Source organism: Hylemonella sp. GW821-FHT10B10, from assembly GCF_059415585.1.
In genome coordinates this window covers 1,062,651-1,089,459 of record NZ_JBWKNN010000001.1, presented here as the reverse complement: position 1 = coordinate 1,089,459, position 26,809 = coordinate 1,062,651, and the positions used below count along the sequence as shown (strand labels likewise).

The following is a 26,809-nucleotide window of genomic DNA, read 5'->3' as shown; positions in this document are numbered from 1 at the left end:
GATTCCGCCGTCTCGATTGTTGTTCGTGTTCTCGCGTATCCCGTTCAGGCCCGCAGCCGCGCGCCCACCTGCTTCTGCAGCGTGGCCAGCACGGCCTGCACGCTGGTTTCGATCTGCTCCTCGGTCAGCGTGGCCTCGTCGCTGTTGAGCGTGAGGCGCACGGCCAGGCTTTTCTCGCCCTCGGCCAGACCGGCCGAGGCTGCCCCCGGCTTGGCGCGGTAGACGTCGAACAGTATCGCATGGCGCAGCAGGCCGGCCGTGGGCGCGGCCCAGATGGCTTGCATGAGCGCGGCGTGGCTCACGGCCTCGGCGACGATGACGGCCAAATCCCGCTCCACCGCCTGGAACTTGCTCATGGCCTTGAGGGCCGGCACGTCGCGGGCGAGCACGGCGTCGAGCTCCAGCTCGAACATCACCGGGGTCTGGGCCAGCTCGTAGCCCTGGCGCCAGCGCGGGTGCAGCTCGCCCACATAGCCAATGGCCTTGCCATCCAGCAGCACACGGGCGCAGCGGCCGGGGTGCATGGCCGGGTGTTCGGCGGCTTCAAAAGCGGGCTGGCGCGGGGCCAGCAAGGCTTCCACATCGCCCTTGGCGTCGTAGAAGTCCACGGCGCGTTCCTTGGCGCCCCACTGCATGGTGTCCACACCGCCCACGGCCAGGCCGGCCACGCGCATGGGTTGGGCAAACCCCTGCACGCTGCTCACGCTATCGGGCACCGAGGCATCACGCAAAAAGACACGGCCCACCTCAAAGATGCGCACGCGTTCGGTCTTGCGGTCCAGGTTGAACTTGAGCACCTGCAGCAGCGAGCCTAGCAGCGAGGAGCGCATCACGCCCATCTGGCTGGCGATGGGGTTCATGAGCTTGATGGGCTGGGCGTTGCCCGCCAGCTCATGCTCCCAGCGCTCGTCCACAAAGCTGTAGTTGATGGTTTCCTGGTAACCCAGGGCAGCCAGCTGGCGGCGCACGGCAAAGGGGCTGCGCTGCGCTTCCAGACGGCTCTTGGGCACCACGGGTGCCAGCGGCGGGGTGTGCGGCAGCTGTTCGTAGCCCACCAGGCGCGCCACCTCTTCGATGAGGTCTTCCTCGATCTGCAGGTCAAAGCGATACAGCGGCGGGGTGACGGTGATCTTGCCTTCGCTCTCCACCAGCGGCAGACCCAGGCGCTTGAGCGCGTCGGCGCATTGCGCCTGCGTCAGCGGCATGCCGATGACCTTGGCCGCGCGTGCCACGCGCAGCGTCACGGGCAGGGCCGTGGGGAGTTTGACCTGCTGGTCGTCCACGGGGCCGCAGGCCGTAGTGGGCGTGCCGCAGATGTCCACGATGAGTTGGGTGATGCGCTCGATGTGCTCCACGGTCAACTCGGGGTCCACACCGCGCTCGAAGCGGTGGCCGGCGTCGGTGGCGAAGTTGTAGCGGCGTGAACGGCCGGCAATCGCCTTGGGCCACCAGAAGGCGGCTTCCACGTAGACGTGCTGGGTGTCATCCGACACGGCGGTGGCGTCGCCGCCCATGATGCCGGCCAGCGACTCCAGCGCCTTGTCATCGGCGATCACGCCCACTTCACCATCGACGGTGACGGTGTTGCCGTTGAGCAGCTTGAGCTGTTCGCCCGGCTTGCCCCAGCGCACGTCCAGCGTGCCGTGGATCTTGTCCAGGTCGAAGATGTGGCTCGGGCGGCCGAACTCGAACATCACGTAGTTGGAGATGTCCACCAGCGCGGTCACGCTGCGCTGGCCGCAGCGGGCCAGGCGGTCCACCATCCACTGGGGCGTAGCGGCTTTCGTATTCACGTTGCGCACGATGCGGCCAGAGAAACGGCCGCAGAGCTCGGGCGCGCTGATCTTCACGGCCTGTTTGTCGGTTATCTTGGTGGCCACGGGCGGGAAGCTCGAGGCCTTGAGGGGCGCGCCGGTCAGCGCGGCCACTTCACGCGCCACGCCGTAGACGGACAGGCAGTGCGCGAGGTTGGGCGTGAGCTTGAGGGTGAAGAGCGTGTCGTCCAGGTTCAGCACCTGGCGGATGTCCTTGCCGATGGATGCATCAGCGGCCAGCTCCAGCAGGCCGCCGTGGTCTTCGGACAGCTTGAGCTCGCGGGCCGAGCACAGCATGCCCTGGCTTTCCACGCCTCGCAGCTTGCCAAGCTTGATCAGGAAAGGCTTCCCGTCTTCACCGGGCGGCAATTCAGCACCGACCAAAGCACAGGGAACCTTGATGCCCACGCGCGCATTGGGCGCACCGCAGACGATATTGAGCAGAGCGCCCTGCCCCACGTCCACCTGGCACACGCGCAAACGGTCGGCATTGGGGTGTTGCACGGCCTCCTTGATTTCACCGACGACGATCTTGGTGAAAGGCGGGGCCACGGGGCGCAGTTCTTCCACCTCCAGGCCGGCCATGGTGAGCGTGTCGGCCAGTTGCTGAGTGGAGAGCGGCGGGTTGCAGAATTCGCGCAGCCAGGACTCGGGGAATTGCATGGTGTTGGTCTTCTTGTCAGGTCAGGCTGGGTTCAACGGAATTGCGAGAGGAAACGCAGATCGCCGTCGAAGAACAGGCGCAGGTCGTTGACGCCGTAGCGCAGCATGGTGAAACGGTCCATGCCCATGCCGAAGGCGAAGCCTATGTACTTCTCGGGGTCCAGTCCCATATTGCGCACCACGTTCGGGTGCACCTGGCCGGAGCCGGCCACTTCCAGCCAGCGACCGGCCAAGGGGCCGCTCTGGAACTGGATGTCGATCTCAGCGCTGGGCTCGGTAAAGGGGAAGAAGCTGGGACGGAAACGCAGCACCAGATCGTCGCTCTCGAAGAAGGTGCGGCAGAACTCGGTGAAGAGGTACTTGAGGTCCTTGAAGCTCACGTTCTCGCCGATCCACAGGCCTTCGCACTGGTGGAACATGGGCGAGTGGGTGGCGTCGCTGTCCACGCGGTAGGTGCGGCCCGGGCAGATCACGCGAATTTCCGGCATGGGCTGGCCGGCGTCGATCAGGGCCTTGTGGGCGGCCACGTGCTGCAGCGCATGGCGCACCTGCACCGGGCTGGTGTGCGTGCGCAGCAGGTTGGGCGCCTTGGCGCTGCCGCCTTCCACGTAGAAGGTGTCGTGCATGGAGCGCGCGGGGTGGTCTTCGGGCGTGTTGAGCGCGGTGAAGTTGTACCAGTCGGCTTCGATCTCAGGACCCTGGGCCACTTCAAAACCCATGGAGCCGAAGATGGCCTCGATGCGCTCCATGGTCAGGCTCACGGGGTGCAGGCCACCGGTGCCGCGCGCGCGGCCGGGCAGCGACACGTCGAGCGCCTCGGCCTGCAACTGCTTGTTGAGCTCGGCATCGGCCAGAGCCTGGCGACGGGCGTTGAGGGCAGCTTCAACGGCTTGTTTGGCCACGTTGATGGCCGCGCCGCGGCTCTTCTTTTCTTCGACGCTGAGGGCGGCCATGCCCTTCATCAGCTCGGTGATGCTGCCGGTCTTGCCCAGGAAACGCGCCTTGGCGTTTTCCAGGTCGGCCGGGGTCACAGCCTGGGCAAAGGCGCTCTGTGCGCTGCTGACGATGGCGTCCAACTCGTTCATGTGTTCTTGTCCGTGAGCTGCAAAGTGATCGGGGCAGCGCAGAGTGGTCTGCGCTCTCCGGATCGCCCGGCGCAATGAAAAAGGGCCAAAGCTTTGTTCAAGCTCCAGCCCTTGTTTCTTGTGCAGGGAAGGCCGGCCTGACGGCCGCCTTCCTGGCGTGAAGATCAAGCAGCCAGCTTGGCCTTGACTTTCTCCACGATGCCGGCAAAAGCCGTCATGTCGTGCACAGCGATGTCAGCCAGCACCTTGCGATCGATCTCGATCTGGGCCTTCTTCAGGCCGTTGGCGAACTGGCTGTAGGTCATGCCGCACTGACGGGCTGCCGCGTTGATACGGGCAATCCACAGCTGACGGAAGACACGCTTCTTGGTACGGCGGTCACGGTAGGCATATTGCCCAGCCTTCATCACCGCTTCTTTGGCGATGCGGAAGACGTTACCGCGGCGACCGCGGAAGCCCTTGGCAAGGGCGAGAACTTTTTTATGGCGGGCGCGAGCCGTTACACCACGTTTGACGCGAGGCATGTGATTACTCCTTGTTCGTCGTTAATTAAATGCCTTGGCCGGGCAACATCTGTGCCATGTGACCCATATTGGTCGCATGCACAGCGGTGGAACCCCGCAGGTGGCGTTTGTTCTTGGTGGTCTTCTTGGTCAGAATGTGACGCTTGAAGGCTTGGCCGCGCTTGACGGTACCACCGGGACGAACGCGGAAGCGTTTCTTCGCTGCGCTCTTGGTCTTCATCTTGGGCATGTAAATGCTCCTATTACCTTGTGCTCGCGAGGCGTCTGGAAACCTTTTCCAGCCTTGTAGGCCCCGAGCCACTTGTTGAGTGACCGGCTTTGACACCTGTCACTGCAGCGGTGGGTTTGACCCCACCACCCTCGCTGCGGGTGTTACCCCGCCGCGTTTCGGGAAAGCTTTCGCCTTCCCGGCATTTCCCGCCGGTTCTGCAACCCGCAGGAAAAAACTTAACCTTGCGCTGCTTCTGCAGCAGGCTTGGGTGCCGCAGCACCACCGGCCTTTTTCTTGCCCGGCGCGATCATCATGATCATCTGCCGGCCTTCCAGCTTGGGATACTGCTCGACAACGATCAGATCCGCCAGATCGGCACGCATGCGGTCGAGCATGGCCATACCGAGCTCCTGGTGCGTGATCTCTCGACCACGGAAGCGCAAGGTAATCTTGCACTTGTCACCTTCTTCCAAGAAGCGCTTGATATTGCGCAACTTGATGTTGTAGTCACCATCGTCGGTACCGGGCCGGAACTTGATTTCCTTGACCTCGATGACCTTCTGCTTCGATTTCGCCTCGGCGGCCTTCTTCTGCTCCTGGAACTTGAACTTGCCGTAGTCCATCAGGCGGCAGACGGGAGGATTCGCGGTGGCCACTGTTTCGATCAGGTCCACATCCATCTCGCCTGCCAAACGCAGGGCCTCTGCCAGACTCACCACCCCCATGGGCTCATTCTCGGGGCCGGAAATCCGGACCTCGGTGGCCATGATTTCACGGTTCAGGCGGTGCTTGCGCTCTTCGCGCTGGCGACGATCACGAAATTCAGTAGCGATGGTTCAATTCCTTAAAACTTTGCCACCCATGGGTGGCTGAGACCGCCTTGGTACGCACCAAAAACCTGCCGTCTGGCCCTTCAGGAGGCCTGCTCGACTGATTTGTGAGCGATGTCGTCCGCGATGAGTTGCACAAAGGCTTCGAGGGACATCACACCGAGGTCTTTGTTACCCCGGGCACGCACTGCGACGGCGCCTGCTGCCTTTTCCTTGTCGCCTGCGACCAGGATGTAAGGCAGCTTCTGCATCGAATGCTCCCGTATTTTATACGTAATTTTCTCGTTGCGCAGGTCTGTCTGAACCCTAAGTTCTTGATTTGGCAATGATTTCTTCAGTTTTTGGGCGATTTCCAGGCAGTAATCGCTCTGGGCGTCGGTGATATTGAGCACCGAAACCTGCACCGGGGCCAGCCAGGTGGGCAGCGCGCCGGCGTGTTCCTCGATCAAAATCCCGATGAAACGCTCCAGGCTGCCCAGGATGGCCCGGTGCAGCATGATGGGGCGGTGGCGGTTGCCGTCCTCGCCCACAAACTCGGCGTCCAGGCGTTCGGGCATGTTCGGGTCCACCTGGATGGTGCCGCACTGCCATGGGCGGCCCAGGGCGTCTTTCAGGGTGTATTCGATCTTGGGGCCGTAAAAGGCCCCCTCCCCCGGCAGGTACTCGAATTCGCAGCCCGAGGCCTTCAGGCCTGCGGCCAGGGCGGCCTCGGCGCGGTCCCAGCTTTCCTCGGAGCCGATACGTTTTTCGGGCCGGGTAGAGAGCTTGTAGATGATGTCGGTGAAGCCGAAGTCCTTGTAGACCTTCTGCAGCAGGGTGGTGAAGGCCTTGACCTCGGCCTGGATCTGGTCTTCGGTGCAGAAGATGTGGCCGTCGTCCTGCGTGAAGCCGCGCACGCGCATGATGCCGTGCAGGCCACCGGTGGGTTCGTTGCGGTGGCAGGCGCCGAATTCGCCGAAACGCAGGGGCAGTTCGCGGTAGCTCTTGATGCCCTGCTTGTAGATCAGGATGTGGCCCGGGCAGTTCATGGGCTTCAAGGCGTAGTCACGCTTTTCACTCTCGGTGGTGAACATGTTCTCGCGGTACTTGTCCCAGTGGCCGGTCTTCTCCCACAGGGCCTTGTCCAGGATCTGCGGGCCCTTGACCTCCTGGTAGCCGTTATCGCGGTAGACGCGGCGCATGTACTGCTCCACCTCCTGCCAGACCGTCCAGCCCTTGGGGTGCCAGAACACGGTGCCGGGGGAATGCTCGTCCAGGTGGAACAGGTCGAGCTCGCGGCCGAGCTTGCGGTGGTCGCGCTTCTCGGCTTCTTCGAGCATGGTTAGGTGCTGCTGCAGTTCTTCCTTGCTGGCCCAGGCCGTGCCGTAGACGCGTTGCAGCATCTCGTTGCGGTGGTCGCCGCGCCAGTAGGCGCCGGCCACCTTCATGAGCTTGAAGTGCTTGAGCTTGCCGGTGCTGGGCACGTGGGGGCCGCGGCACAGGTCTTCGAACTTGCCTTCACGGTAGAGGCTGACGTCTTCATTGGCCGGGATGCTGGCGATGATCTCGGCCTTGTAGTGCTCGCCCAGGCTCTTGAAATAGGCCACGGCCTCATCGCGCGGCAGCACGCGGCGCACCACGGGCTCGTCCTTGGCGGCCAGCTCGCCCATCTTCTTTTCGATGGCGGCCAGGTCTTCGGGGGTGAAGGGACGCTTGTAGGAGAAGTCGTAATAGAAGCCGTGCTCGATCACCGGGCCGATGGTGACTTGCGCGTCGGGGAACAGCTCCTTGACGGCGTAGGCCAGCAGGTGGGCCGTGGAATGGCGGATGACTTCCAAGCCATCGGCGTCCTTGGCGGTGACGATGGACAGCGGGCTGTCGGCGGTGATCTGGTAGCTAGTGTCAACGACCTTGCCATTGATCTTGCCGGCCAAAGCGGCCTTGGCCAGGCCGGCGCCGATGGAGGCAGCCACCTCGGCCACCGTGACCGGGCCGGGGAAATCGCGTTTGGAACCGTCGGGTAGCGTGATCTGAACCATGTGTGCTCGCTCTGAAAATGAAAAAGGCGCGGTGGATGCCGCGCCTCGTTGAATCTGGAAAGTACCTTGCGCCCAAGGGCGCGCGGACTAGCAACCCCTGGGATCTCTCTCGCCGGCGGTGGTAGTTCGCGGTGTCATAACCAGGGTGCCTTTCTCGCTCTTACAGAAGTTGGTGCGTGATTTTAACCGCAGTCAAACCCGCAGAGGCCAGTGCCCCACGGGGTCATGGCGGTTCTTGCCCAAATGGCTGTCGATCAGCACAAACTCGCGCGCGGTCCAGCGGATGGGCTCGATGGGGTGCTCAGCCATGTGACGCCCCTTGTAAGACAGGGTCATATGGGGCGTATAAGACGTTTTCTTGAATGGGAACACGTTGGCCAACTCCATCCCCAGCTTCAGCCAGAGGGCCTTCACCGGCTCCACGCCCTCGCCCCCGCACAAGACATAGGGCCGCGAGCCGGCAAAGGTCATCGCACGATCGAACACCACGTCGAAGGCATCCGCACGCACCGCGTCGGCTGCCTGTCTGGCCGCCAGCAGAACAGCATCGGGTATCTCGTCGTATGCGCCGATGGCATGCAGCGTGACGTGCAGGTGGTCTGGTTTCAGCGGCTGACCGCCAATTCCGTACTGCTGGTCCAGGCGGGCCCCCAGCTTGGCAATTTCCTGGGCTGCTTGTGCATCAGGGCGGATAGCGAAGAACAGCTGGTGGTGCTTGCGTGGTGCTCGCGCTGACCCAGGGCTTGGGCGTGAGGAGCTGGGCGGTTCGCCACCAGATCCAAACAGGTTCATCTGGTCATCCAACATGTCACGCTCTCCTTTCGCCTGTCATTCGCCGCCAATAAACCCCACCGAAGCCACCGGCGGCAGGTTCTGGCTGGCCGATAGCCAGCTCTCACCCGCGTCCTCGCTGATCCACAAGCCCCCGGTGGTGGAAGCCATGGCCAGCGTCTGGCCGTCCGCAGCGCCGGCCAGACCGTGGCGATAGATCAAATCGTAGGCAGCGCCGGTGGGCAGGCCCTTGCGATAGACCTGCGCCGTGGCACCCCCATCGTCTGTGCGCAGCACGCACATGCGCGCATCGGGCGCATAGCGCTTGGCGTCGGCCTCGGCGGGCACGAACCAGGCCCGCTTCGGATCGCGCGGATGGGCCAGCACCGCAAAGCCAAAATCACCCACCGCGGCGTTGCGCGGCAGCCGAGTCCAACTGCGGCCCGCATCGACCGAACGGTATTGGCCTTCATGGTGCTGCAACCACATCACGTCAGGCGCTGCGGCACAGACCGAGACGCGGTGCGGGTCCTGGGTGTTGGGATCGTCGGCCAGTTCGGCCGGCACGTAGGGTGCCTTCAGCCCCTTGCCGGCGATTTCCCAGGTGGCACCCGCGTCAGGGGTGATCCAGACACCACCGCAGGAGATGGCCACCGTCACGCGATTGGCATCACGCGGGACCACACACACGGTGTGCATGCCCGGGTAGTCGTTGCCTCCGCCCATCCATTGCTTGCGCCGCTCGTCGAGCCAGAGGCTCTGGCACAGCTGCCAGCTGGCACCGCCGTCGTCGCTGCGAAACAGCGCCGCGGGCATGCAGCCGGCCCACAAGCGCCCAGGCTGGTTAACGCCGCCGGCGGCCAGCGACCAGATCATCTCGACGTTCCACGGGACAGGGTCATCGGCCCAGGCCGGGCTATCGGGTTTGACGGGCAGCGCGGGAGACGCGATCTCCTGCCAGGTCTTTCCGCGGTCGGCGCTTTTGTGCAGCTTGACGCCGAAATGCCCTAAACGCAGGGCGGCGTACCAGATGCCGGTGCGCGGGTCGGCCAGGGTCTGGCTGACGGGTTCACCGGCAAAGTGATGCGCAACGATGCCCCAGTGCCCTGCGGAGCGCTGCTCGATCACGAACAAGCCTTTACGGCTGCCGACGAGCAATGTGTTTGCGGATTTCACAAGCGGCCTCCTCGTGTGCGGACGCTAGCCACCGGTGAGAGACTGGATGACCAGCACCTTGGCATTGTCGGCCACCGGCAGGTCCAGGCGCTGGCGCAGCTGGTGCAGCGTGCCGTTGATGAAAACGGCCACATGCTTGCGGATGTGGCCCTGATCGTCAAGCACGTAGTGCCTCAGGCCTGGCTCGGCTTCAAAGGCCTGCGCCAGCACGGCCGCCAGCGACCCGGCCGGCACGCGCTGAGGCGCGCAGGCTTTATGCCGCTGCAAAGAGGCCGCAAATTCGACGCTGACCATGGCAAAACTATACCGCCAGGTCAGCGCGAACGCTGCAGATCAGCGCATCGTCAGGCGGGCACGCCCTTGGGGGCCACTTCGGCCTGCTGCTTGCGGTTGCGGGCCAGCCAGCCGTTGATGACCTTGACCGTGTTGGAAATGGACTCGTGGCACAGACCCTTTTGCTCTGCCACCAGCTTGACCACCAGATCGATGCGCTCGATGTCGGTGGCACCGGCCGCCAGGGCACGGGCAGCAGAAGACGGCTTGAGCAGGCCGGTGCCGGCCGCGGCGTATTTGTCGAAGGGCACCATGTCGTCAGGCTTGGCACCGAGCATCACGCACAGGGCCACCACCCACTCGTAGACTTCGCGCGACTTCTCGAGGTCACCGTGCACGGCGTCCTTGATGGAGCGCATGCCTTCGGCGCCGATGCAACGGTAGTTGCCGGTGAGCAGCATGGCCCACTTGGCCAGCGGCACGAAGATGGAGTCGAAGACCTTGAGCTTGACGGGAAGGTCCAGCGCCTCGCCATTGACCATCAGGCGGGCGGCGGCAATGTCGGCCTCCATCTGCTCGAGCATGGCGGTGTGGGCGGGGTTCTCGAAGCGGGCCACCTTGAAGTTGGTGGGCAGGCCGACCTGCAGCACATTGGGCTGCTCTTCCGGCGGGCGGAAGGCTTGGGGGTCGGGGCTGCACAGGGTCATGAGGCCGGGTTCGAAATGGTCCCAGACCGTGGCGTCGTGATAACAGGCGCGCAGGCCGCTGGCGTCCAGGCCGGGGATACGGGCCAGATAAGGCAGGGGCGGCATGTTCATGATGGACATGCAAGGCACCTTGGCCAGGGCGATGGCCTGCATGAGTTCGCGCACGCCCTTGGCGCTGTATTGCGGCTCCTGCATGGCCAGGCAGACCAGGTCGTACTGGCTGGGCTGCGTGGTCTCGGGCGTAACGGCGTCCAGCGTGCCGGGCAGCTGGCGCGAATCGATCTCGACCAGGCCTTCACGACCCCGGACCGGCATGCGCACACGTGTGCCTTCGCGGTTGATCAGGTCGGCCGTGTCCTTGCGGCACACCAGGCTCACCGAGTGGCCACCCATGAGCAGCTTGCTGGCAAGCAGGGAGCCGTAGGAGGCGCCCAGAATCAAGACTTTGTACTTCTTGGCCATTTGATTGTTTCCTTGCGGAACTCCAGTTTTTTGAAATCGTTGCCCTGGGCCTGTCACATCGTTGTTCTGTTGTGGCAACCGGCCGCACTCGGCATGTAGGGAATATAAGAAACGAAATAAATAAGGTAAATTAAATATTTCTACTTGCAAGCAGAAGAAAAGCTTATGGGTTTGACATTCAGCATGCCCCTGCTGACCCGGCTTCGCTTTTGTTTGCAAGCCCGCGGGCGCTCCCGCGGGCTGCAAAAACGCCGCTTCAGATCAGTGGAACTGCTCTTCTTCGGTGGAACCGGTCAGTGCCGTGACGCTGGACTTGCCGCCCTGGATCACGGTGGTGACGTCGTCGAAGTAGCCGGTGCCGACTTCCTGCTGGTGGGACACGAAGGTGTAGCCACGGTCGCGGGCGGCAAATTCGGGCTCCTGCACGCGCTCCACGTAGGCGGTCATGCCGCGCTTCACGTAGTCCTGCGAGAGGTCGAACATGTTGTACCACATGGAGTGGATGCCAGCGAGGGTGATGAACTGGTACTTGTAGCCCATGGCGCCGAGTTCACGCTGGAACTTGGCGATGGTGGCGTCGTCCAGGTTCTTCTTCCAGTTGAAGGAAGGCGAGCAGTTGTAGGCCAGCATCTTGCCCGGGTGCACCTTGTGCACGGCGTCGGCGAACTTCTTGGCGAAGTCCAGGTCGGGCGTGCCGGTCTCACACCACACCAGGTCGGCGTAGCGGGCATAGGCGTTGGCGCGAGCCACGGCCTGGTCCAGGCCCTTGCGGGTCTTGTAGAAACCTTCGGCGGTGCGCTCACCGGTCAGGAAGGGCTTGTCGATCTCGTCGTAGTCGGAGGTCAGCAGGTCGGCGGCCTCGGCATCGGTACGGGCGATCACCAGGGTGGGCACGCCCATCACGTCGGCAGCCATGCGCGCAGCGATCAGCTTTTGGCAGGACTCGCGCGTGGGCAGCAGCACCTTGCCGCCCATGTGGCCGCACTTCTTGACGGAAGCCAGCTGGTCTTCCCAGTGCACGCCACCGGCGCCGGCGCGGATCATGGCCTTCATCAGCTCAAAAGCGTTGAGCACGCCGCCGAAACCGGCTTCAGCGTCAGCCACGATGGGGGCGAAGTAGTCGATGTAGTCCTTGTGACCGGCGTCGATGCCCTTGGAGTGCTGGATTTCGTCAGCGCGGCGGAAGGTGTTGTTGATGGTCTCGACGACCTTGGGCACCGAGTCCACCGGGTACAGGGACTGGTCCGGGTACATGGACGAATAGGTGTTGTTGTCGGCGGCAACCTGCCAGCCCGACAGGTAGATGGCCTTCACGCCAGCCTTGACCTGCTGCATGGCCTGGCCACCGGTCAGGGCACCCAGGCAGTTGACGTAGGGCTCGCTGTGCAGCATGTCCCACAGCTTTTCGGAGGTGCGACGGGCGATGGTGTGCTCGATGGGGAAGGAGCCACGCAGACGCACCACGTCGGCAGCGCTGTAGCCGCGCTCGATGCCCTTCCAGCGGGGGTTGGTGGCCCAGTCTTTTTCCAGGGCGGCGATTTGTTGCTCACGGCTGAGCTGTTCGGTCAGGGTCTGCGGCATGGTGTAACTCCTAGAGCTTGGTGGATGAAACCGGTCGGTCCTGTAGCTGCATGGCGGCCTGGATCGATGGCTCTACTTTAAGTCTTCTATAAGACTTTTAAAACCTCTTGTGTCTTATAGAAGACATATTTTATTTCATTAAAAATCAATCACTTGCGATAAAAAATTCTCTATGTGAAATTCCATATCTCGTATTGAGAAATTTTGCTGCGATGCATCAGCAACAAATTTCGAATCATGAAATGAGATGGGTTCGTTTTGAAATGCAGACACCAGGTACACCGAGGGATCGCGCCCGGCGCAGCAAGTGAGGCAGGCACAGCCCGGTCGATGGCTCAGCAGCGCCGCCGCCAATCCCCCGAAAGGATGCGCGGCCTGCCATGCACGCGTTGCGGATCGATCTCATAGACCAGGCAGCGCAGGCGCTGGCCGTCGAGCTCGAGCTCGACATGGCGGCGCATGTATTCGCCGCTGGGCACGGGTGCCACCTCTTCGATGCGGTCGAGCGCATGCTCGAGTTCGGGCCCGATGGCATAGACCTCGCCTTGCACCCAGCCCTCGCCGCCCAGGACCAGCCCGGGATAGGGCCCCAGGTCGTAGAGCAGGCCACGCAGGCGGGCCAACCCCAGATAGCGCGGCGCCGGCTGCAGGCGGTTGATGTCGTTGATCTCGCCGCGGCGCAGGGTGCCGTAGACGAAAACATGGAGGTCGGGCTGGTGAGGCATGGGAAAGTGTCCTTGGCGGGCCCCTAGGGGCTTTGAAGCGGCTTGCCGGGCTTGTTCAGGCGGCGACACTGGCCGCAGAAGGCGTGCGCGACGACGGGAACCCGGCGCAGCCACGGCGCCGCAGCGCTGTTGGCGCGCCGCGTGAGCGAGTCAACAGAGGCGGAAAAACCGTTTCTCCAGAGGAGAAATTGGGGCAGTAGCAGGTCTGTGTGCGCATGTTTTCCCTCTCGCCGCCGAGCGTGTCGAGCCCCTCCGGAAGGCGACGCCAGAGGGAGAAAAGCGATTTGCAGAGCGTAGCAGCCCGAAAATCGCGATGAAAAAAACAACATCTCAGAGGGAGAAAACACACTTTTCGCTTGGAGATGCGTTTTTTCTCCTATAGCATCCGCAATACCGGAGAGGAAGCAGTTCCCTCTGGTGATTAATCAACTTCTAGAAGAGGAAATTCAATCATGGCAACTGCAAAGAAGAAGGCTCCGGCCAAGAAAGCTCCGGCCAAGAAGGCTGCTGCGAAAAAGGCTCCCGCTAAAAAGGCGGTAGCGAAGAAGGCTCCGGCGAAGAAGGCCGCTGCCAAGAAGGCTCCGGCTAAGAAGCCGGCTGCGAAGAAGGCTCCGGCGAAGAAGGCCGCTGCCAAGAAGGCCCCCGCCAAAAAGGCTGCGAAGAAAAAGGCTCCGGCCAAGAAGCGCACCCCCAACGCGGCCTTCATGAAGCCCCTGACCCCGAGCCCGGCCCTGGCCGCAGTGGTGGGTTCCGCTGGCCTGCCGCGTACGGAAGTCGTGAGCAAGCTGTGGGCTTACATCAAGAAGAACGGCCTGCAAGACAAGGTCAACAAGCGCAACATCAACGCTGACGACAAGCTGAAGGCCATCTTCGGCAAGGCACAAGTCTCGATGTTCGAGATGGCTGCCCTGATCGGTAAGCACCTCAAGTAATCGGCTCACCCCGTTTACGAAAAAGCCGGCTGCAAAGCCGGCTTTTTTTATGCCCGGTCGCGGCGACCGCCGCGGCCTGTGCCCTGCCTCTACTTCTTCTGACGCGCCAGCGCCGCCTGGGTGATGGCGCCCAGGGTGCCGCGTGTGGTGATCACCTCTGGGTCGAGCATGACTTCGATCAAGGTGCCCTCGGGCCGCGCCACGGCGGCCTTGAGCTCCGCCTCGAACTCGTCCGTGCGCGTGACGCGCGCGCCGGCATACCCATAGGCCCGCGCCAGGGCCACGAAGTCCGGGTTCTGCAACTGCGAGCCGCTGACATGCTGCGGGAACTCGCGCTCCTGGTGCATGCGGATGGTGCCGTACATGCCGTTGTTGAGCAGCACGATGAGCGTCTTGGCGCCGTACTGCACGGCCGTGGCCAGCTCCTGCCCGTTCATGAGGAAGTCGCCGTCGCCCGCAATGGTGAAGGCCATGCGCCCCTGGGTGATGGCCACGGCGATGCCGGCGGGCACGCCGTAGCCCATGGCACCACTGGTCGGCGCGAGCTGGGTCTTGTCGCCATGAGCCAGGCCGCGGTAGCGCCAGAAACGGTGCACCCAGCTCGCGAAGTTCCCGGCGCCGTTGGTGACCACCGTGTCGGCCGGCAAGTGCTTTTGCACCAGGGAAACGATGGCCGGCATGTCGATCGCACCCGGCAGGGCCTGCGGCACCAGATTGGCCTGGTAGTCGGCCTGGCAGGCCTGGGTCCACGCCTCCCAGGCAACGGTCGGCGGTGCGGTCAGCACCTCCAGCGAACGTGCGGCGGCGTTCATGGTGGCGTGGATGGCGAGATCGGCCTGGTAGACGCGGTTGAGCTCCTCGGCGCTGCTGTGGATGTGCACCAGCTTCTGCTTCGGTTTCGGCACTTCGAGCAGGGTGTAACCACCGGTGGTCATCTCGCCCAGGCGCGGCCCGATGGCGAGGATGAGGTCACTCTCGAGGATGCGCTTGGCCAGTTTGGGGTTGGGCGCGATGCCCATATCGCCCGCGTACTGCGGGTGCAGGTTGTCGAAGGTGTCCTGGAAGCGGAAGGCATTGCTCACGGGCAGCTTCCAGTTCTCGGCAAAACGCTGCAGTGCCTGCGCAGCCTGTGGTGTCCAGCCGCCGCCGCCAGCCACCACCAGGGGGCGCTGCGCCTGCAACAGCATCTCGCGCAGGTTGCGCAGGGAACCCGGATCGCTCCAGGCCTGTACGGCTTCCACACGCGGCAGCGGTGCGACATCGACCATCTGCACCAGCATGTCCTCGGGCAGCACCAAGACCACGGGGCCGGGGCGACCGTTCATGGCGGTGGCGAAGGCGCGAGCGATGTACTCGGGGATACGGCGCGCGTCGTCGATGCGCTCCACACGCTTGGCGAAACCCTTGGTGCTGGGACCGAAGAAGGATTCGTAGTTGACTTCCTGGAAGGCCTCACGGTCGCGCATGTCGCTGGCCACGTCGCCCACGAAAAGCACCATGGGCGTCGAATCCTGGAAAGCCGTGTGCACGCCGATGGAGGCATTGGTGGCGCCGGGACCGCGGGTGACGAAACACACACCGGGGCGACCGGTGAGCTTGCCGTGCGCCTCGGCCATGAAGGCGGCCCCACCCTCCTGGCGGTTGATGACGAACTGGATCTGCTCGCGGTAGGCATAAAAACCGTCGAGCACGGCCAGGAAACTCTCACCTGGCACGCCGAAGGCATGTTGCACGCCCTGCTCGATCAGGCATTGCACGATCAGGTGTCCTGCTGCTTGTAGTCTCATGTATCGTTCCCGTATCGCTCTGGGGGGTGTGGCTGATGCGTTCGATTATGCGTGTAGCCTCGGCAGACGTTGTGTCGTGGCGCCACGGCTCTCGCCATACCAACCCCTCGAAAGCTTGATTTAATTCACCAATCAGTTAAATTCAACCCATGGCAGCCAAGACCCCCGCCGCTGAAGAACCGCGCTCGCGCGACGCCGACCGATCGCAACAGGTGATCCTGCTGGCTGCGCGCGACGAGTTCGCCCAGTACGGCCTGGCCGGCGCGCGCGTGGACCGCATTGCCGAACGCGCCGGGCTCAACAAGCGCCTGATCTACTACTACTTCACCAGCAAGGACGAGCTCTTCCTGGCCGTGCTCGAGGCCGCCTACGCCGACATCCGCGCGGCCGAGCAGCAACTGCACCTGACCGACATGCCGCCGCCCCAGGCCATCCGCCGGCTGACCGAGTTCACCTGGAACTATTACCTCGAACACCCCGAATTTCTCACTCTGCTGAACAGCGAAAACCTGGAGCACGGGCGGCACCTGGAGCACTCATCTCGCGCGCGCAAGACCAACCTGCCGCTGATCGAAACCCTGGCCGAGATCCTGGAGCGCGGGCGACGCGATGGCGTCTTCCGTGGCGGCATCGATGCGATGCAGCTCTACGTCTCCATCGCCGGCATGGCCTATTTCTACCTGAACAACAAGCACACGCTCTCGGCCATCTTCGGCCGCGACCTGATGGTGCCCAAGGCTCTTAACGAGCGCCTGTCGCACATGAGCGACGTCATCCTAGGGTATGTACTGAGGGACTGACGACGGACGGCGCTTGACGCCAGCCCGGTCGGGTTTCTAGAATGCCTCTATTCACCTTTTGGTGAATTAAATCCGGCAAGCCGATGTGCGACCTCATCGCCCCGAACTGCCGTGGTGCGCATCCGTTCATGCCCATACCAGGAGACATCATGAAGAAACTTGCCCGTCTTGCACTCGCTGCCGCTCTCACCGGCGCGGCCCTGCTGCCCGCACACTCCAGCGCCCAGGGCGCGTACCCGAACAAGCCCATCCGTGTGATCGTGCCCTTCGCCGCCGGCAGCACCACCGACATCATTGCGCGCGCCATCGCCGACAAGATGAGCGCCAGCCTGGGCCAGCCCCTGGTGGTGGACAACCGCGGCGGCGCCAGCGGCACCATCGGCCAGGCCGCCGTGGCCACGGCCGCGCCCGATGGCTACACCATCATGATCCACTCGTCCTCGCACACGGTCAGCCCCTCCACCTTCATCAAGCTGCCGTTCGACACCGTGGGCGACTTCGCGGGCATCACACCCATCTCTTCACTCTCGAACGTGCTGGTGATCGCCCCGTCCAAGGGTTACAAGAACCTGGGCGAGCTGCTGGCCGCCGCACGCGCCAAGCCCGGCAGCCTGAACTTTGCCTCGGCCGGCCAGGGCAGCGCCACGCACCTGAACGCCGAGAAGTTCAAGATGGCCGCCAACATCCAGGCCACCAACATCCCCTTCAAGGGCTCGGCCGAGGCCGTGACCGAGGTGATGGCCGGGCGGGTGGACTACTACTTTTCGCCCATCGCCCCGGTGATCGGCCAGATCAAGGGCGGCCAACTGCAGGCCCTGGCCGTGGGCTCGCCCAGCCGTGCCAGTTCCCTGCCCGATGTGCCCACCACGGCCGAAGCCGGTGTGCCGGGCTCGGAGTTCAACTTCTGGATCGGCATGATGGCCCCGGCCAAGACCCCGCGTGACATCGTCAATCGCCTGCACGACGAGGTGGTCAAGGCCCTGGCCTCGCCCGACGTGAAGGAGCGCTTCGTCAAGGTCGGTGCCGACGCATGGACGCTCAAGCCCGAAGCTTTCGACGCCTACATCAAGAACGAGATCGCCAGCAACGCCAAGCTTGTCAAGGCCGCCGGCCTGGAACCCCAGTAAACCTGAAGAGAGAACGCAAGAATGCCTACGCAAAAACTCGGCATCATCATGCACGGCGTGACCGGCCGCATGGGGATGAACCAGCACCTGATCCGCTCCATCGTGGCCATCCGAGCCCAGGGCGGGGTCACCCTGTCCAACGGCGACAAGGTCATGCCCGACCCCATCCTGATCGGCCGCAATGCCGAGAAGATGGAAGCCCTGGCCAAGACCTGGAAGATCGAACGCTGGGGCACGGACCTGGACAAGGCGCTGGCCAACAAGGACGACACCGTGTTCTTCGACGCCGGCACCACGCAGATGCGCCCGCAACTGCTGGCCAAGGCCATCCGCGCCGGCAAGCACGTCTACTGCGAAAAGCCCATCGCCACCAACCTCAACGAGGCGGTGGAGATCGCGCGCCTGGCCGAGAAGTCCGGGCTCAAACACGGCGCCGTGCAGGACAAGCTCTTCCTGCCCGGCCTGCGCAAGCTCGACATGCTGCGCCGCGCCGGCTTCTTCGGCCGCATGCTCAGCGTGCGCCTGGAGTTCGGCTACTGGGTGTTCGAAGGTGATCTGCAGCCCATCCAGCGCCCGAGCTGGAACTATCGGCAGGAAGACGGCGGCGGCATGATCCTGGACATGATGTGCCACTGGCGCTACGTGCTGGACAACCTGTTCGGCGAAGTGAAGTCCGTCTCGTGCATAGGCGCCACGCACATCCCCGAGCGTTGGGACGAAGCCGGCAAGCCCTACAAGGCCACCGCCGACGATGCCGCCTACGCGACGGCAGAACTCACGGGCCACAACGGCGAGCCCGTGATCGCGCAACTGAACATGTCCTGGGCGACCCGCGTGAACCGCGAAGACCTGGTCACCTTCCACGTCGACGGCACACACGGTTCGGCCGTCGCCGGCCTGAGTTCCTGCAAGGCCCAGTCGCGCGTCAACACGCCGCGCCCGGTCTGGAACCCGGACGAAAAGCAGACCATGAACTTCACCGAGCAGTGGCAGGAAGTACCGGACACGCAGTTCTACGACAACGGCTTCAAGATCCAGTGGGAACACTTCATCCGCCACGTGGTGGAGAACGAGCCCTACCGTTGGACCCTGCCCGAAGGCGCCAAGGGCGTGCAGCTGGTGGAAGCCGCGCTGCAGAGCTGGAAAGAACGCCGCTGGGTCGACGTGCCCGCGCTGAAAGTCTGAGTGCACACGGGCCGCCACTGACAGCGGCCCGTAACTCTGCCGACCCTAAGGAACCCTCCATGGCCCTGACCTTGCAACTGCCCGACCTTCAAGGTTGCCTGCAGTCCTACACCTTGAGCGGCAGCACCCCGGTGCAGCCCGCCGGCAAACCCGCCTTCAATCGCATCGCCTACTCGGCCGCCCACGTGGTGGCCGACCCGCGCGCCGCCATCGACCCCTGGTTGCAATGCGCCGTGGACTGGGATTCAACCATAGCCTACCGCCGCCGCCTCTGGTCCTTAGGGCTGGGCGTGGCCGAGGCCATGGACACCGCACAGCGCGGCATGGGACTGGACTGGCCCACCTCGCTCGAACTGATCCGCCGCTCGCTGGATGCGGCCAAGGACATGCCGGGCGCACTTGTGGCCTCGGGCTGCGGCACCGACCACCTGGTGCTCGAAGACGTGAAGACCGTGGACGAAGTCATCCGCGGCTACGAGACCCAGATGGAAGCCATCGAGAAACTCGGCGGCAAGCTCATCGTCATGGCCAGCCGTGCGCTGGCCCGCGTGGCCAAGAGCCCGGCAGACTACGAGCGTGTCTACGATCGCATCCTGAGCCAAGCCAAACAGTCCGTCGTGCTGCACTGGCTGGGCGACATGTTCGACCCGGCGCTCAAGGGCTACTGGGGCAATGTGGATGCCGACAAGGCGATGGACACGGCGCTGGCCGTGATCGCCGCACACCCGGACAAAGTGGACGGCATCAAGATCTCCCTGCTCGACAAGGACAAGGAAATCGCCATGCGCCGGCGCCTGCCCAAGGGCGTGCGCATGTACACGGGCGACGACTTCAACTACGCCGAGCTCATCGCTGGCGACGGCTGGGGCAAGGAAGCGATGCACGGCCAGAGCGATGCCCTGCTGGGCATCTTCGACGCCATTGCACCGGCCGCCAGCGCGGCCCTGGGCGAGCTGGCCAAGGGCAACACCCAGCGCTTCCACGACATCCTGGGACCCACCGTGCCGCTCTCGCGCCACATCTTCGCGGCGCCCACGCGCTACTACAAGACCGGCGTGGTCTTCATGGCCTGGCTCAACGGCCACCAGAGCCACTTCACCATGGTCGGCGGCCAGCAGAGCACGCGTTCGCTGGTGCACTTCGCCGAACTGTTCCGCCTGGCCGATGCCGCCAACTTGCTGGAACAGCCCGAGCTGGCCGTGCGCCGCATGAAGACGCTGCTGGCCCTGCACGGCGTGGAGTGAGTTGATGCGCAAGATCGACAGCTACGCCCACATCCTGCCGCGCAAGTACTTCGAGCGCATGGCGGAGCTGGCCAAGGACAAGGGAGCGATCAAGCGCTGGCTGACCATCCCGGTCCTCTACGACCTGGAAGCCCGGCTCAAGATGATGGCGTCCTTCCCGGACTACCAGCAGATCCTCACGCTCTCCAACCCGCCCATCGAAATGATCGCGGGACCTGACGAGTCACCTGCGCTGGCGCGCCTGGCGAACGAGGAGATGGCGGCCATCCGCGACCAGCATCCCGACAAGTTCCCGGCTTTCGTGGCCTCGCTGCCCATGAACAACCCCGCAGCCTGTCTCGAGGAGATGGACTACGCCATCAATACCCTGGGCGCGCGTGGCATCCAGGTGTTCACCAACGTCAACGGCCGCCCGCTGGACGAGCCCGATTTCTGGCCGATCTTCGAAGCAGCGGCCAAGACCTACGACGTGCCGGTCTGGATGCACCCGGCACGCGGCGCCAACATGGCGGACTACGCCTCGGAGAAGAAGTCGAAATTCGAGATCTGGTGGACCTTCGGCTGGCCCTATGAAACCAGCGCCGCCATGACCCGCATGGTGTTCTCGGGCTTCTTCGACAAGCTGCCGAACCTGCGCGTGATCACCCACCACATGGGCGCCATGATCCCCTTCTTCGATGGGCGCGTCGGCCCCGGCCTGGACCAGTTCGGCAGCCGCACCTCGGACGAGGACTATGAAGGCCTGCTCAAGAGCATGCCCAAGCGCCCCATCGACTACTTCCGCATGTTCTACGCCGACACGGCCCTGGCCGGCGGGCGCTCGGGCCTGCGTTGTGGCCTGGACTTCTTTGGCGCCAAGCAGGTGGTGTTCGCGTCGGACTGCCCCTTCGACCCCGAGGGCGGCCCCATGTTCATCCGCACGATCCCGGAAGCCATCGACTCGCTCGATCTTCCCGAGGAAGACCGCGAAGGCATCTACTTCCGCAACGCCTTGAAGCTTTTGAAGATGCCCTGCTGCTGACCAGAACAAACACGAGGAGACTAGATGAACCCCTGGATTCGAGTACTGACCATCGCCCTGCTTGCCATGTCGAGCATGGCGACACAGGCGCAAAACTACCCGGACCGGCCGGTGCGCATCATCGTCCCCTACGTACCGGGAGGAACGGTCGACCTCGTCGCACGGGTGCTCGCGCAGCGCCTGAGCGAACAGATGGGGCAGCCCTTCGTCGTCGAGAACCGCGCGGGTGCCAGTGGCGCGATCGGCAGTGATGCGGTCGCCAAGGCGCCTGCCGATGGCTACACCCTGCTGGTGCAATCGCCCACCCTGATCGCCAACCCGCTGATGGTCAAGAAGGTGCCGTACGACGTGATCAGGGACTTCACCCCGATCTCCTTGCTCGGCTCCGTGCCCATGGTGGTGGCAGCGCACCCCGGCGTGCCTGCGGACAACCTCAAGCAGTTCGTGGACCTGGCGCGCGCCAAGCCGAAAGAGATCAGCTTTGGGACCTCTGCCATCGGCTCGCCCATGCACGTGGCACAAGAGGCCATCAAGCACGGCGCCAAGCTGGAAATCCCCATCATTGCCTACCGCGGCACAGGGGCCGCCCTCAACGACGTGCTCGGCGGCCAGATAAGCGCCATCATCGATGCCATCCCCTCCTCGTCCGCTCACATCAGCAGCGGCAAGCTCAAGGCGCTCGCCGTCACGACCAAGACCCGCATTCCCAGCCTGCCCAATGTGCCCACAGTTGCAGAATCCGGCTTCCCCGGCTTCGAGCTGGTGTCCTGGTATGGGCTCTGGGGCCCGGGCAAGCTGCCCGATGCCATCACGAAACGCCTTGCGCAGGAGACAGCCAAAGCCATGCGCTCGCCCCTGGTGGCGGAGCGGCTCGGGCCGCAGGCCTTCATCACCTCGGGCGCGGGCCCGGCCGAATTTTCCAACTACATCACGAAAGAGATCGCGGTCTATGCCCGGATTGTTCGTGACGCCAATATCCAGATCGATTGACAGAACAACCTCAGGAGACGCACCATGAAGAACATCACCAAACTCTTGCTCTCACTCTCGCTGGGCCTGAGCGCCTGGGCCGCATGCGCACAAGGCTACCCGACGCGCCCGGTCAAGGTCATCATCCCCTTCCCCCCCGGCGGCACGCTGGACGCCGTGGGCCGACAGCTGGCGCAAAAACTCGCTGATCAGCTGGGTCAGCCCTTTGTGGTCGAGAACCGAGCTGGCGGCAACGGCACCATCGGTGGTTCCGCCGTAGCCCAGGCCCCGGCTGACGGCTATACCCTGCTATTCAACGCCTCCACGTTCACCACGGCGCCGATGACCATGAAGTCCGTGCCCTACGGCGTGCTCAAGGACTTCACGCCGATCGCACTTGTCGCCAAGGCCCCGCTGTCGGTCGCCATCAACAAGAACCTGCCGATCACCGACATCAAATCCCTGATCGCCTACGGCAAGGCCAACCCGGGCAAGATGACCTTTGCGGTGGGCTCCATCGGCTCGGCCGGCCACCTGTCTACCGAGTTGCTCAAGCGCGCCGGCGGCATCGAATACACCGTGGTGCCCTACAAGGGCACGGCACCGGCTTTCCAGGACCTGATCGGCGGGCAGATCGACGGTTTCATCGACCCCATCCTCGGCTCGCTCCAGTACCACAAGACCGGCCTGCTGCGCGTGGTGGCCACCACGGGCGACAAGCGCACGCCCAACCTGCCGGACGTGCCCACCGTCTCCGAGACCATTCCTGGCTACGAGTTCTACAGCTGGTACGGCCTCTGGGGTCCGGCCAAGCTGCCGGCTGACATCACGCAAAAACTCAACGCCGAAACCAACAAGGCGCTCGCCTCGGACATGCGCGACAAGCTCCTGCAGCAGGGCCTGGTGCTCACGCCCGGCACGTCGGAGGATTTCGCCAAGTTCCAGAATGCCGACATGGCCCGCGCACAGAAGATCATCACCGACGGCAACATCCGCCTCGAATAAGCTCCCCAGCCATGGCCGTTCAGGAAAAAAAGCACGCACTGGTCACGGGCAGCAGCTCGGGCATCGGCCTGGCCATTGCCCAGGCCCTGCTCGATCAGGATTGGCAGGTGACCGGCCTGGACCTAGCGCCGCCTCAGCTGGTACATCCCGCGTTTTCCTCGCTTCAGGTCGACCTGTGTGACGCAGCCGCCACGACGCAAGCTGTGCGCACGGTAGGCGAGGTGCAGGCGCTGGTCCACGCCGCGGGCGTGCTGCGCGTGGGTCGGCTTGGCACACTCACAGAAGAAGATTCAACGCTGATGTGGAAGCTCCATGTAGACGCCGCCACGCGCCTGGCCAACCAGGTCGTTCCGGCGATGGCGAAGGCCGGCGCAGGTCGTGTGGTGTTGATCGGCAGCCGCGTCTCGGGTGGCATGCCCGGGCGCAGCCAGTACGCCGCGACCAAGGCGGCGCTGGTGGCCCTGGCCCGCAGCTGGGCGGCCGAGACCGCCGCCCGCGGCGTCACTGTCAACGTCATCGCCCCGGCCGCGACCGAAACCGCCATGCTGGCCGACCCGGCACGCGCCAGCACGGCACCCAAGCTTCCGCCTCTGGGCCGGCTGATCCGCCCGACCGAGATTGCCGCCCTCGCCTGCTTCCTGCTATCGACTGACGCCGCCGCCATCACGGGCCAGGAGATCCAGGTCTGCGGCGGCGCATCACTGGCGATGTGAGTGCCATGGCAGCAGCTGACAACTCTATCGGCATCGTCGGCCTCGGCCTGGTCGGCAGCGCGCTGGCGCAGCGGCTCCTCGCAGCTGGCTTCCACGTCACAGGCTTCGACCTGCGCGCCGAAGCGCGCGCCGCCCTGGCCGACAGCGGCGGTCGGGCCGCCGCCACCTTGGCCGACGTTGCAGCCGTGGCCTCATGCGTCGTGCTGGCCGTCTTCAACACCGACGACGTGCTGGGCGTGATCGAAGGCCCGGGCGGCCTGCTCTCCATCCCTGGCGTGCGGTGCATTGTCGATTGCTCCACTGGCACACCCGAGGCGCTCGAAGCCCTGGCCGCGCGCCTCCAGGCACGGGGAGTGGATTTCGTCGAGGCACCGCTGTCCGGCTCCAGCCAGCAGATCGCGGCGGGTGCGGCCACACTGCTGCTGGGCGGCGAAGCCCGGGCGATCGAGCGGTGCGCGCCTGTGTTGACCGCCATTTCCGAACAACGCATCCACGTTGGCGGCGCCGGCATGGGCGCGCGGGCCAAGCTGGCCACCAATCTGGTGCTGGGCCTGAACCGGGCCGTGCTGGCCGAAGGCATGGTGTTTGCCGAACAACTGGGCATTTCCCCCGAAAAATTCCTCTCCCTGGTGCTCGCCAGCCCGGCCACCTCGGGTGCAGCACAGGCCAAGGGGCAGATGATGGTGGAAGGGGACTTCACGCCCCAGTCCCGCATCCGCCAGCACCTGAAAGACGTGGACCTGATGCTGACCAGCGCTGCTGCCCACGGGCAAAAGCTGCCACTGTCCGAAACCCACGCGGCATTGATGCGCGCGGCCATCGCCGCCGGCGATGGTGAGCTCGACAACGCCGCCATCATCCGTGAACTGCGTCGCCAGAAGACCTGAGCGCAGCCCACCTAACCTCATTCTGAATTCAGACTTCCATGCGCGACTTTTCCGCCGACCACCGCTGGCTCTCCATCAACACCGCTACCGTGCGCAAGCAGCTGGGCGCCGAGGTGCCGCTGTCGCGCATCATCGACCAGTGCGCCGAGCGCGGCATCCGGGCCATCAGCCCCTGGCGTGACCAGGTCGCGGCCGTCGGCCTGGACAAGGTAGCGAGCCAGCTCAAAGCCCACGGCATGGCACTGTCGGGTTACTGCCGCGGCGGCTTTTTCCCGGCGCCTGATGCGGCCGGTCTGCGCGCCGCGCTCGACGACAACCGCCGTGCCATTGACGAGGCCAAGACACTCAACGCACCCTGCCTGGTGCTCGTGGTCGGTGCCCTGCCAGGTGCGCTGGCAGGCAAGGCAGCCTACAAGGACCTGGGGCGCGCGCGCGCCGAGGTGCGTGACGGCATCGCTGCCTCGCTCGAGTACGCGCGCGAGGTCGGCATGCCGCTGGCCATCGAGCCACTGCACCCCATGCAGGCGGCCGACCGTGCTTGCGTCAACACGCTGGAACAGGCGTTGGACCTCTGCGACGAACTCGACCCGCAGGCCAGCGGCGTGCTGGGGGTGGCGCTCGACGTCTACCACTGCTGGTGGGACCCGAAGCTCGAACAGCAGATTGCACGTGCCGGCCGCGCGCGCCTGCTGGCCTACCATGTCTGCGACTGGCTCACCCCGACGCGCGACCTGCTCAGCGACCGGGGCATGATGGGTGACGGCGTGATCGAGCTGCGCAAGCTGCGCGGCTGGGTCGAGCAGGCCGGCTACGCGGGCTACAGCGAGGTCGAGATCTTCTCCGAGCTCGACTGGTGGAAGCGTAGCGGTGACGAGGTGCTCGACACCTGCATCGCCCGCCACCGCAGCGTGGTCTAGGCCGCGATCGCCACCGTGCGGCGCGTGCGCCGCACACGGAAGGCCGTAACCACCAGCACGAGCTGGACGGCAGCCAGTCCCACGAACAGGGTGCGCCAGGCCTGGTGGTCCATCAGCACCCCGAAGATCAGGGGCGAGATCGCCTGGCCGATGTCCAGGCCCGAATACACCACGCCGTAGACACGCCCGCTGGCGTTCTCCGGCGTGGAGCGCTTGATCAACAGGTCACGCGCAGGCCCGGCAAAACCCGATGCAAAACCCATGAGGGCAAAGAGCACGGGCACCACCAAAGCCGGCAGGCTGCCCAGGCCCAGCACCAGGGAAACTGCCGCAGCCACGGCAAAACCGCCACCCACCACCCGCTCGCTGCGCGCCGGGTCCGTGGCCAGGAAACCGCCCACCAGCATGCCGCTGGCGCTGGCCACCATATAGGCCGTGAGGCAAACTGCCACCAGGGACAGCGGGACACCGTGCAGCTGGCGCGCGGCCTCGGGTGCGAAAGCCTGCACCACGCTGAGCGCCACGGCGAAGATGAAAAAGAAGGCGAAGCACATCCACACTGCGGGGATGCGCAGGAAGTCCAGCTTGCCCGCGCCGGCCTCGTCCGCCGCGGCGCGTGCCGGCGCACTGGGCGCCAAGGCCAGGCGGCGGCCCTGCACCCAGCACAGCAACAGGACAGCCAGCACCAGGGTCCCGGCCGTGGCCAGGGACACGCGCCAGGAATAGAGCAGGGCCAGGGGCACCAGCAGGGCCGGCGCCACGGCCCAGCCCAGGTTGCCGCTGATGCCATGCACGCTGTAGGCATGACCCAGGCGCGGCGCGCTGACCTTGCGATTGATCAGGGTGTAGTCCACCGGATGGAAGACGCCATTGCCCGCGCCAGCCACCACGGCGAACCCGATCAGCATCAGGTAGCTGGTGCTCAGTGCAAAACCGAAGGCCGCCAGCGCCAGCAGGGCCAGCCCCGTGTAGAGCACCGGGCGCGGGCCGTAGCGGTCCACCCAGAAACCCGACAGCGCCTGCACCGTACAGGAGACGACAAAAAAGATCGTCATGACGAAACCCAGCTCGGCATAACTCGCGTTGAAAGCCTCTTTCAGCCAGGGAAACAGCGGCGGCAGCAGCAGCTGGCTGAAGTGGCTCATGAGATGGGCCAGCCCGATCAGGCCGATCAGGCTGGCGTCCTGGCGCAGGGGGACGGGGGCGGAGGAGAGGCTCGCAGTGCTCATGACGCCATGGTAATGCAGCCGTTTGCCGGTACGCCGGGTGTGAACTAGTGCACACAAAACGAGGATACCTACCCGGGCATCCTGCGAATCGTAACGATTTGTGAAATTGTCCCTCGCCAGAACGGCGGTCCGGAAGAACAATTCACTCACGCC

General features: G+C 64.4%; 25 protein-coding genes. 11 read left to right on the top strand and 14 right to left on the bottom strand.

The features are described from left to right. Window positions 1-44 precede the first annotated feature (44 nt). The 12 genes from pheT to AC07NT_RS05290 form a co-directional block, all read right to left on the bottom strand. A complete protein-coding gene (gene pheT, locus AC07NT_RS05345; RefSeq protein WP_498597473.1) occupies window positions 45-2,477 on the bottom strand; it encodes a phenylalanine--tRNA ligase subunit beta in 2,433 nt (810 codons plus the stop codon). Window positions 2,478-2,509: 32 nt separating this feature from the next. After that, window positions 2,510-3,562, bottom strand: a complete 1,053-nt coding sequence (gene pheS / locus AC07NT_RS05340; protein ID WP_498597474.1) for a phenylalanine--tRNA ligase subunit alpha — start codon at window positions 3,560-3,562, stop codon at window positions 2,510-2,512. Between the two features lie 164 nt (window positions 3,563-3,726). After that, on the bottom strand, window positions 3,727-4,086 hold the full coding sequence (rplT, locus tag AC07NT_RS05335; protein WP_174252392.1) for a 50S ribosomal protein L20: 360 nt from the start codon (window positions 4,084-4,086) through the stop codon (window positions 3,727-3,729). A 25-nt stretch (window positions 4,087-4,111) separates the two neighbouring features. Further along, window positions 4,112-4,315 (bottom strand): 50S ribosomal protein L35, encoded by a 204-nt coding sequence (gene rpmI, locus AC07NT_RS05330; RefSeq protein ID WP_057675808.1) that lies wholly within the window; start codon window positions 4,313-4,315, stop codon window positions 4,112-4,114. A gap of 218 nt (window positions 4,316-4,533) precedes the next feature. After that, window positions 4,534-5,130, bottom strand: coding sequence for a translation initiation factor IF-3 (gene infC, locus AC07NT_RS05325; protein ID WP_498598499.1), 597 nt, complete (start codon window positions 5,128-5,130; stop codon window positions 4,534-4,536). A gap of 80 nt (window positions 5,131-5,210) precedes the next feature. Further along, window positions 5,211-7,145, bottom strand: a complete 1,935-nt coding sequence (gene thrS, locus AC07NT_RS05320) for a threonine--tRNA ligase (RefSeq protein ID WP_498597475.1) — start codon at window positions 7,143-7,145, stop codon at window positions 5,211-5,213. A 192-nt stretch (window positions 7,146-7,337) separates the two neighbouring features. Continuing rightward, entirely contained in the window at window positions 7,338-7,952 is a 615-nt protein-coding gene (locus tag AC07NT_RS05315; protein WP_498597476.1) for a 2'-5' RNA ligase family protein, read from the bottom strand. Between the two features lie 21 nt (window positions 7,953-7,973). Next, entirely contained in the window at window positions 7,974-9,092 is a 1,119-nt protein-coding gene (locus tag AC07NT_RS05310; protein WP_498597477.1) for a WD40/YVTN/BNR-like repeat-containing protein, read from the bottom strand. Between the two features lie 24 nt (window positions 9,093-9,116). Continuing rightward, entirely contained in the window at window positions 9,117-9,386 is a 270-nt protein-coding gene (locus AC07NT_RS05305; RefSeq protein WP_498597478.1) for a MoaD/ThiS family protein, read from the bottom strand. A gap of 50 nt (window positions 9,387-9,436) precedes the next feature. Then, the gene (locus tag AC07NT_RS05300) at window positions 9,437-10,534 is read right to left on the bottom strand and encodes a Rossmann-fold NAD(P)-binding domain-containing protein (protein ID WP_498597479.1); all 1,098 of its coding nucleotides are present in this window, start codon (window positions 10,532-10,534) and stop codon (window positions 9,437-9,439) included. Window positions 10,535-10,795: 261 nt separating this feature from the next. Continuing rightward, the gene (gene aceA, locus AC07NT_RS05295; protein ID WP_498597480.1) at window positions 10,796-12,115 is read right to left on the bottom strand and encodes an isocitrate lyase; all 1,320 of its coding nucleotides are present in this window, start codon (window positions 12,113-12,115) and stop codon (window positions 10,796-10,798) included. Between the two features lie 335 nt (window positions 12,116-12,450). Continuing rightward, window positions 12,451-12,840: a gamma-glutamylcyclotransferase family protein gene (locus AC07NT_RS05290; RefSeq protein ID WP_498597481.1), complete on the bottom strand. Its 390-nt coding sequence runs from the start codon at window positions 12,838-12,840 to the stop codon at window positions 12,451-12,453. 452 nt (window positions 12,841-13,292) lie between these two features. On the opposite strand from AC07NT_RS05290, the gene AC07NT_RS05285 reads away from it, so the two are divergent. Further along, window positions 13,293-13,772: an SWIB/MDM2 domain-containing protein gene (locus tag AC07NT_RS05285; protein WP_460487985.1), complete on the top strand. Its 480-nt coding sequence runs from the start codon at window positions 13,293-13,295 to the stop codon at window positions 13,770-13,772. Window positions 13,773-13,861: 89 nt separating this feature from the next. On the opposite strand, the gene AC07NT_RS05280 is transcribed toward AC07NT_RS05285, so the two are convergent. Next, a complete protein-coding gene (locus tag AC07NT_RS05280) occupies window positions 13,862-15,559 on the bottom strand; it encodes a thiamine pyrophosphate-binding protein (RefSeq protein ID WP_498597482.1) in 1,698 nt (565 codons plus the stop codon). A gap of 149 nt (window positions 15,560-15,708) precedes the next feature. On the opposite strand from AC07NT_RS05280, the gene AC07NT_RS05275 reads away from it, so the two are divergent. From AC07NT_RS05275 to AC07NT_RS05230, 10 genes are all read left to right on the top strand, one after another. Further along, the gene (locus AC07NT_RS05275) at window positions 15,709-16,359 is read left to right on the top strand and encodes a TetR family transcriptional regulator (RefSeq protein WP_498597483.1); all 651 of its coding nucleotides are present in this window, start codon (window positions 15,709-15,711) and stop codon (window positions 16,357-16,359) included. A 149-nt stretch (window positions 16,360-16,508) separates the two neighbouring features. Next, window positions 16,509-17,486, top strand: coding sequence for a tripartite tricarboxylate transporter substrate binding protein (locus tag AC07NT_RS05270; RefSeq protein ID WP_498597484.1), 978 nt, complete (start codon window positions 16,509-16,511; stop codon window positions 17,484-17,486). Window positions 17,487-17,507: 21 nt separating this feature from the next. Then, window positions 17,508-18,671 (top strand): Gfo/Idh/MocA family protein, encoded by a 1,164-nt coding sequence (locus AC07NT_RS05265; RefSeq protein ID WP_498597485.1) that lies wholly within the window; start codon window positions 17,508-17,510, stop codon window positions 18,669-18,671. Between the two features lie 59 nt (window positions 18,672-18,730). Then, window positions 18,731-19,915: a dihydrodipicolinate synthase family protein gene (locus AC07NT_RS05260; protein ID WP_498597486.1), complete on the top strand. Its 1,185-nt coding sequence runs from the start codon at window positions 18,731-18,733 to the stop codon at window positions 19,913-19,915. 4 nt (window positions 19,916-19,919) lie between these two features. Then, window positions 19,920-20,936 carry an amidohydrolase family protein gene (locus AC07NT_RS05255; protein ID WP_498597487.1) on the top strand — a complete coding sequence of 339 codons (1,017 nt, stop codon included), beginning with the start codon at window positions 19,920-19,922 and terminating at the stop codon, window positions 20,934-20,936. Between the two features lie 24 nt (window positions 20,937-20,960). Beyond that, the gene (locus tag AC07NT_RS05250) at window positions 20,961-21,926 is read left to right on the top strand and encodes a Bug family tripartite tricarboxylate transporter substrate binding protein (protein WP_498597488.1); all 966 of its coding nucleotides are present in this window, start codon (window positions 20,961-20,963) and stop codon (window positions 21,924-21,926) included. Between the two features lie 24 nt (window positions 21,927-21,950). Beyond that, window positions 21,951-22,910 (top strand): Bug family tripartite tricarboxylate transporter substrate binding protein, encoded by a 960-nt coding sequence (locus tag AC07NT_RS05245; RefSeq protein ID WP_498597489.1) that lies wholly within the window; start codon window positions 21,951-21,953, stop codon window positions 22,908-22,910. Window positions 22,911-22,921: 11 nt separating this feature from the next. Beyond that, window positions 22,922-23,623, top strand: coding sequence for an SDR family NAD(P)-dependent oxidoreductase (locus AC07NT_RS05240; protein ID WP_498597490.1), 702 nt, complete (start codon window positions 22,922-22,924; stop codon window positions 23,621-23,623). 5 nt (window positions 23,624-23,628) lie between these two features. Beyond that, window positions 23,629-24,510, top strand: a complete 882-nt coding sequence (locus tag AC07NT_RS05235; protein WP_498597491.1) for an NAD(P)-dependent oxidoreductase — start codon at window positions 23,629-23,631, stop codon at window positions 24,508-24,510. A gap of 38 nt (window positions 24,511-24,548) precedes the next feature. Next, complete coding sequence (locus tag AC07NT_RS05230) at window positions 24,549-25,427, top strand: sugar phosphate isomerase/epimerase family protein (protein ID WP_498597492.1); 879 nt, start codon at window positions 24,549-24,551, stop codon at window positions 25,425-25,427. Here AC07NT_RS05230 and AC07NT_RS05225 read toward each other — a convergent pair. Next, window positions 25,424-26,656: an MFS transporter gene (locus AC07NT_RS05225; protein ID WP_498597493.1), complete on the bottom strand. Its 1,233-nt coding sequence runs from the start codon at window positions 26,654-26,656 to the stop codon at window positions 25,424-25,426. The two genes, AC07NT_RS05230 and AC07NT_RS05225, sit on opposite strands and share 4 nt — an antisense overlap. Window positions 26,657-26,809 lie beyond the last annotated feature (153 nt).

What these genes read in the sequence shown, in the direction of transcription:
- AC07NT_RS05250 (WP_498597488.1), top strand. Translation starts at nt 20,961, where the DNA reads ATGAACCCCTGGATTCGAGTACTGACCATCGCCCTGCTTGCCATGTCG.
- rplT (WP_174252392.1), bottom strand. Translation starts at nt 4,086, where the DNA reads ATGCCTCGCGTCAAACGTGGTGTAACGGCTCGCGCCCGCCATAAAAAA.
- AC07NT_RS05270 (WP_498597484.1), top strand. Translation starts at nt 16,509, where the DNA reads ATGAAGAAACTTGCCCGTCTTGCACTCGCTGCCGCTCTCACCGGCGCG.
- AC07NT_RS05245 (WP_498597489.1), top strand. Translation starts at nt 21,951, where the DNA reads ATGAAGAACATCACCAAACTCTTGCTCTCACTCTCGCTGGGCCTGAGC.
- AC07NT_RS05235 (WP_498597491.1), top strand. Translation starts at nt 23,629, where the DNA reads ATGGCAGCAGCTGACAACTCTATCGGCATCGTCGGCCTCGGCCTGGTC.
- AC07NT_RS05285 (WP_460487985.1), top strand. Translation starts at nt 13,293, where the DNA reads ATGGCAACTGCAAAGAAGAAGGCTCCGGCCAAGAAAGCTCCGGCCAAG.
- AC07NT_RS05260 (WP_498597486.1), top strand. Translation starts at nt 18,731, where the DNA reads ATGGCCCTGACCTTGCAACTGCCCGACCTTCAAGGTTGCCTGCAGTCC.
- pheS (WP_498597474.1), bottom strand. Translation starts at nt 3,562, where the DNA reads ATGAACGAGTTGGACGCCATCGTCAGCAGCGCACAGAGCGCCTTTGCC.
- AC07NT_RS05315 (WP_498597476.1), bottom strand. Translation starts at nt 7,952, where the DNA reads ATGTTGGATGACCAGATGAACCTGTTTGGATCTGGTGGCGAACCGCCC.
- pheT (WP_498597473.1), bottom strand. Translation starts at nt 2,477, where the DNA reads ATGCAATTCCCCGAGTCCTGGCTGCGCGAATTCTGCAACCCGCCGCTC.
- AC07NT_RS05230 (WP_498597492.1), top strand. Translation starts at nt 24,549, where the DNA reads ATGCGCGACTTTTCCGCCGACCACCGCTGGCTCTCCATCAACACCGCT.
- AC07NT_RS05290 (WP_498597481.1), bottom strand. Translation starts at nt 12,840, where the DNA reads ATGCCTCACCAGCCCGACCTCCATGTTTTCGTCTACGGCACCCTGCGC.
- AC07NT_RS05300 (WP_498597479.1), bottom strand. Translation starts at nt 10,534, where the DNA reads ATGGCCAAGAAGTACAAAGTCTTGATTCTGGGCGCCTCCTACGGCTCC.
- AC07NT_RS05240 (WP_498597490.1), top strand. Translation starts at nt 22,922, where the DNA reads ATGGCCGTTCAGGAAAAAAAGCACGCACTGGTCACGGGCAGCAGCTCG.
- rpmI (WP_057675808.1), bottom strand. Translation starts at nt 4,315, where the DNA reads ATGCCCAAGATGAAGACCAAGAGCGCAGCGAAGAAACGCTTCCGCGTT.
- AC07NT_RS05225 (WP_498597493.1), bottom strand. Translation starts at nt 26,656, where the DNA reads ATGAGCACTGCGAGCCTCTCCTCCGCCCCCGTCCCCCTGCGCCAGGAC.
- AC07NT_RS05265 (WP_498597485.1), top strand. Translation starts at nt 17,508, where the DNA reads ATGCCTACGCAAAAACTCGGCATCATCATGCACGGCGTGACCGGCCGC.
- aceA (WP_498597480.1), bottom strand. Translation starts at nt 12,115, where the DNA reads ATGCCGCAGACCCTGACCGAACAGCTCAGCCGTGAGCAACAAATCGCC.
- AC07NT_RS05305 (WP_498597478.1), bottom strand. Translation starts at nt 9,386, where the DNA reads ATGGTCAGCGTCGAATTTGCGGCCTCTTTGCAGCGGCATAAAGCCTGC.
- thrS (WP_498597475.1), bottom strand. Translation starts at nt 7,145, where the DNA reads ATGGTTCAGATCACGCTACCCGACGGTTCCAAACGCGATTTCCCCGGC.
- AC07NT_RS05255 (WP_498597487.1), top strand. Translation starts at nt 19,920, where the DNA reads ATGCGCAAGATCGACAGCTACGCCCACATCCTGCCGCGCAAGTACTTC.
- AC07NT_RS05280 (WP_498597482.1), bottom strand. Translation starts at nt 15,559, where the DNA reads ATGAGACTACAAGCAGCAGGACACCTGATCGTGCAATGCCTGATCGAG.
- AC07NT_RS05275 (WP_498597483.1), top strand. Translation starts at nt 15,709, where the DNA reads ATGGCAGCCAAGACCCCCGCCGCTGAAGAACCGCGCTCGCGCGACGCC.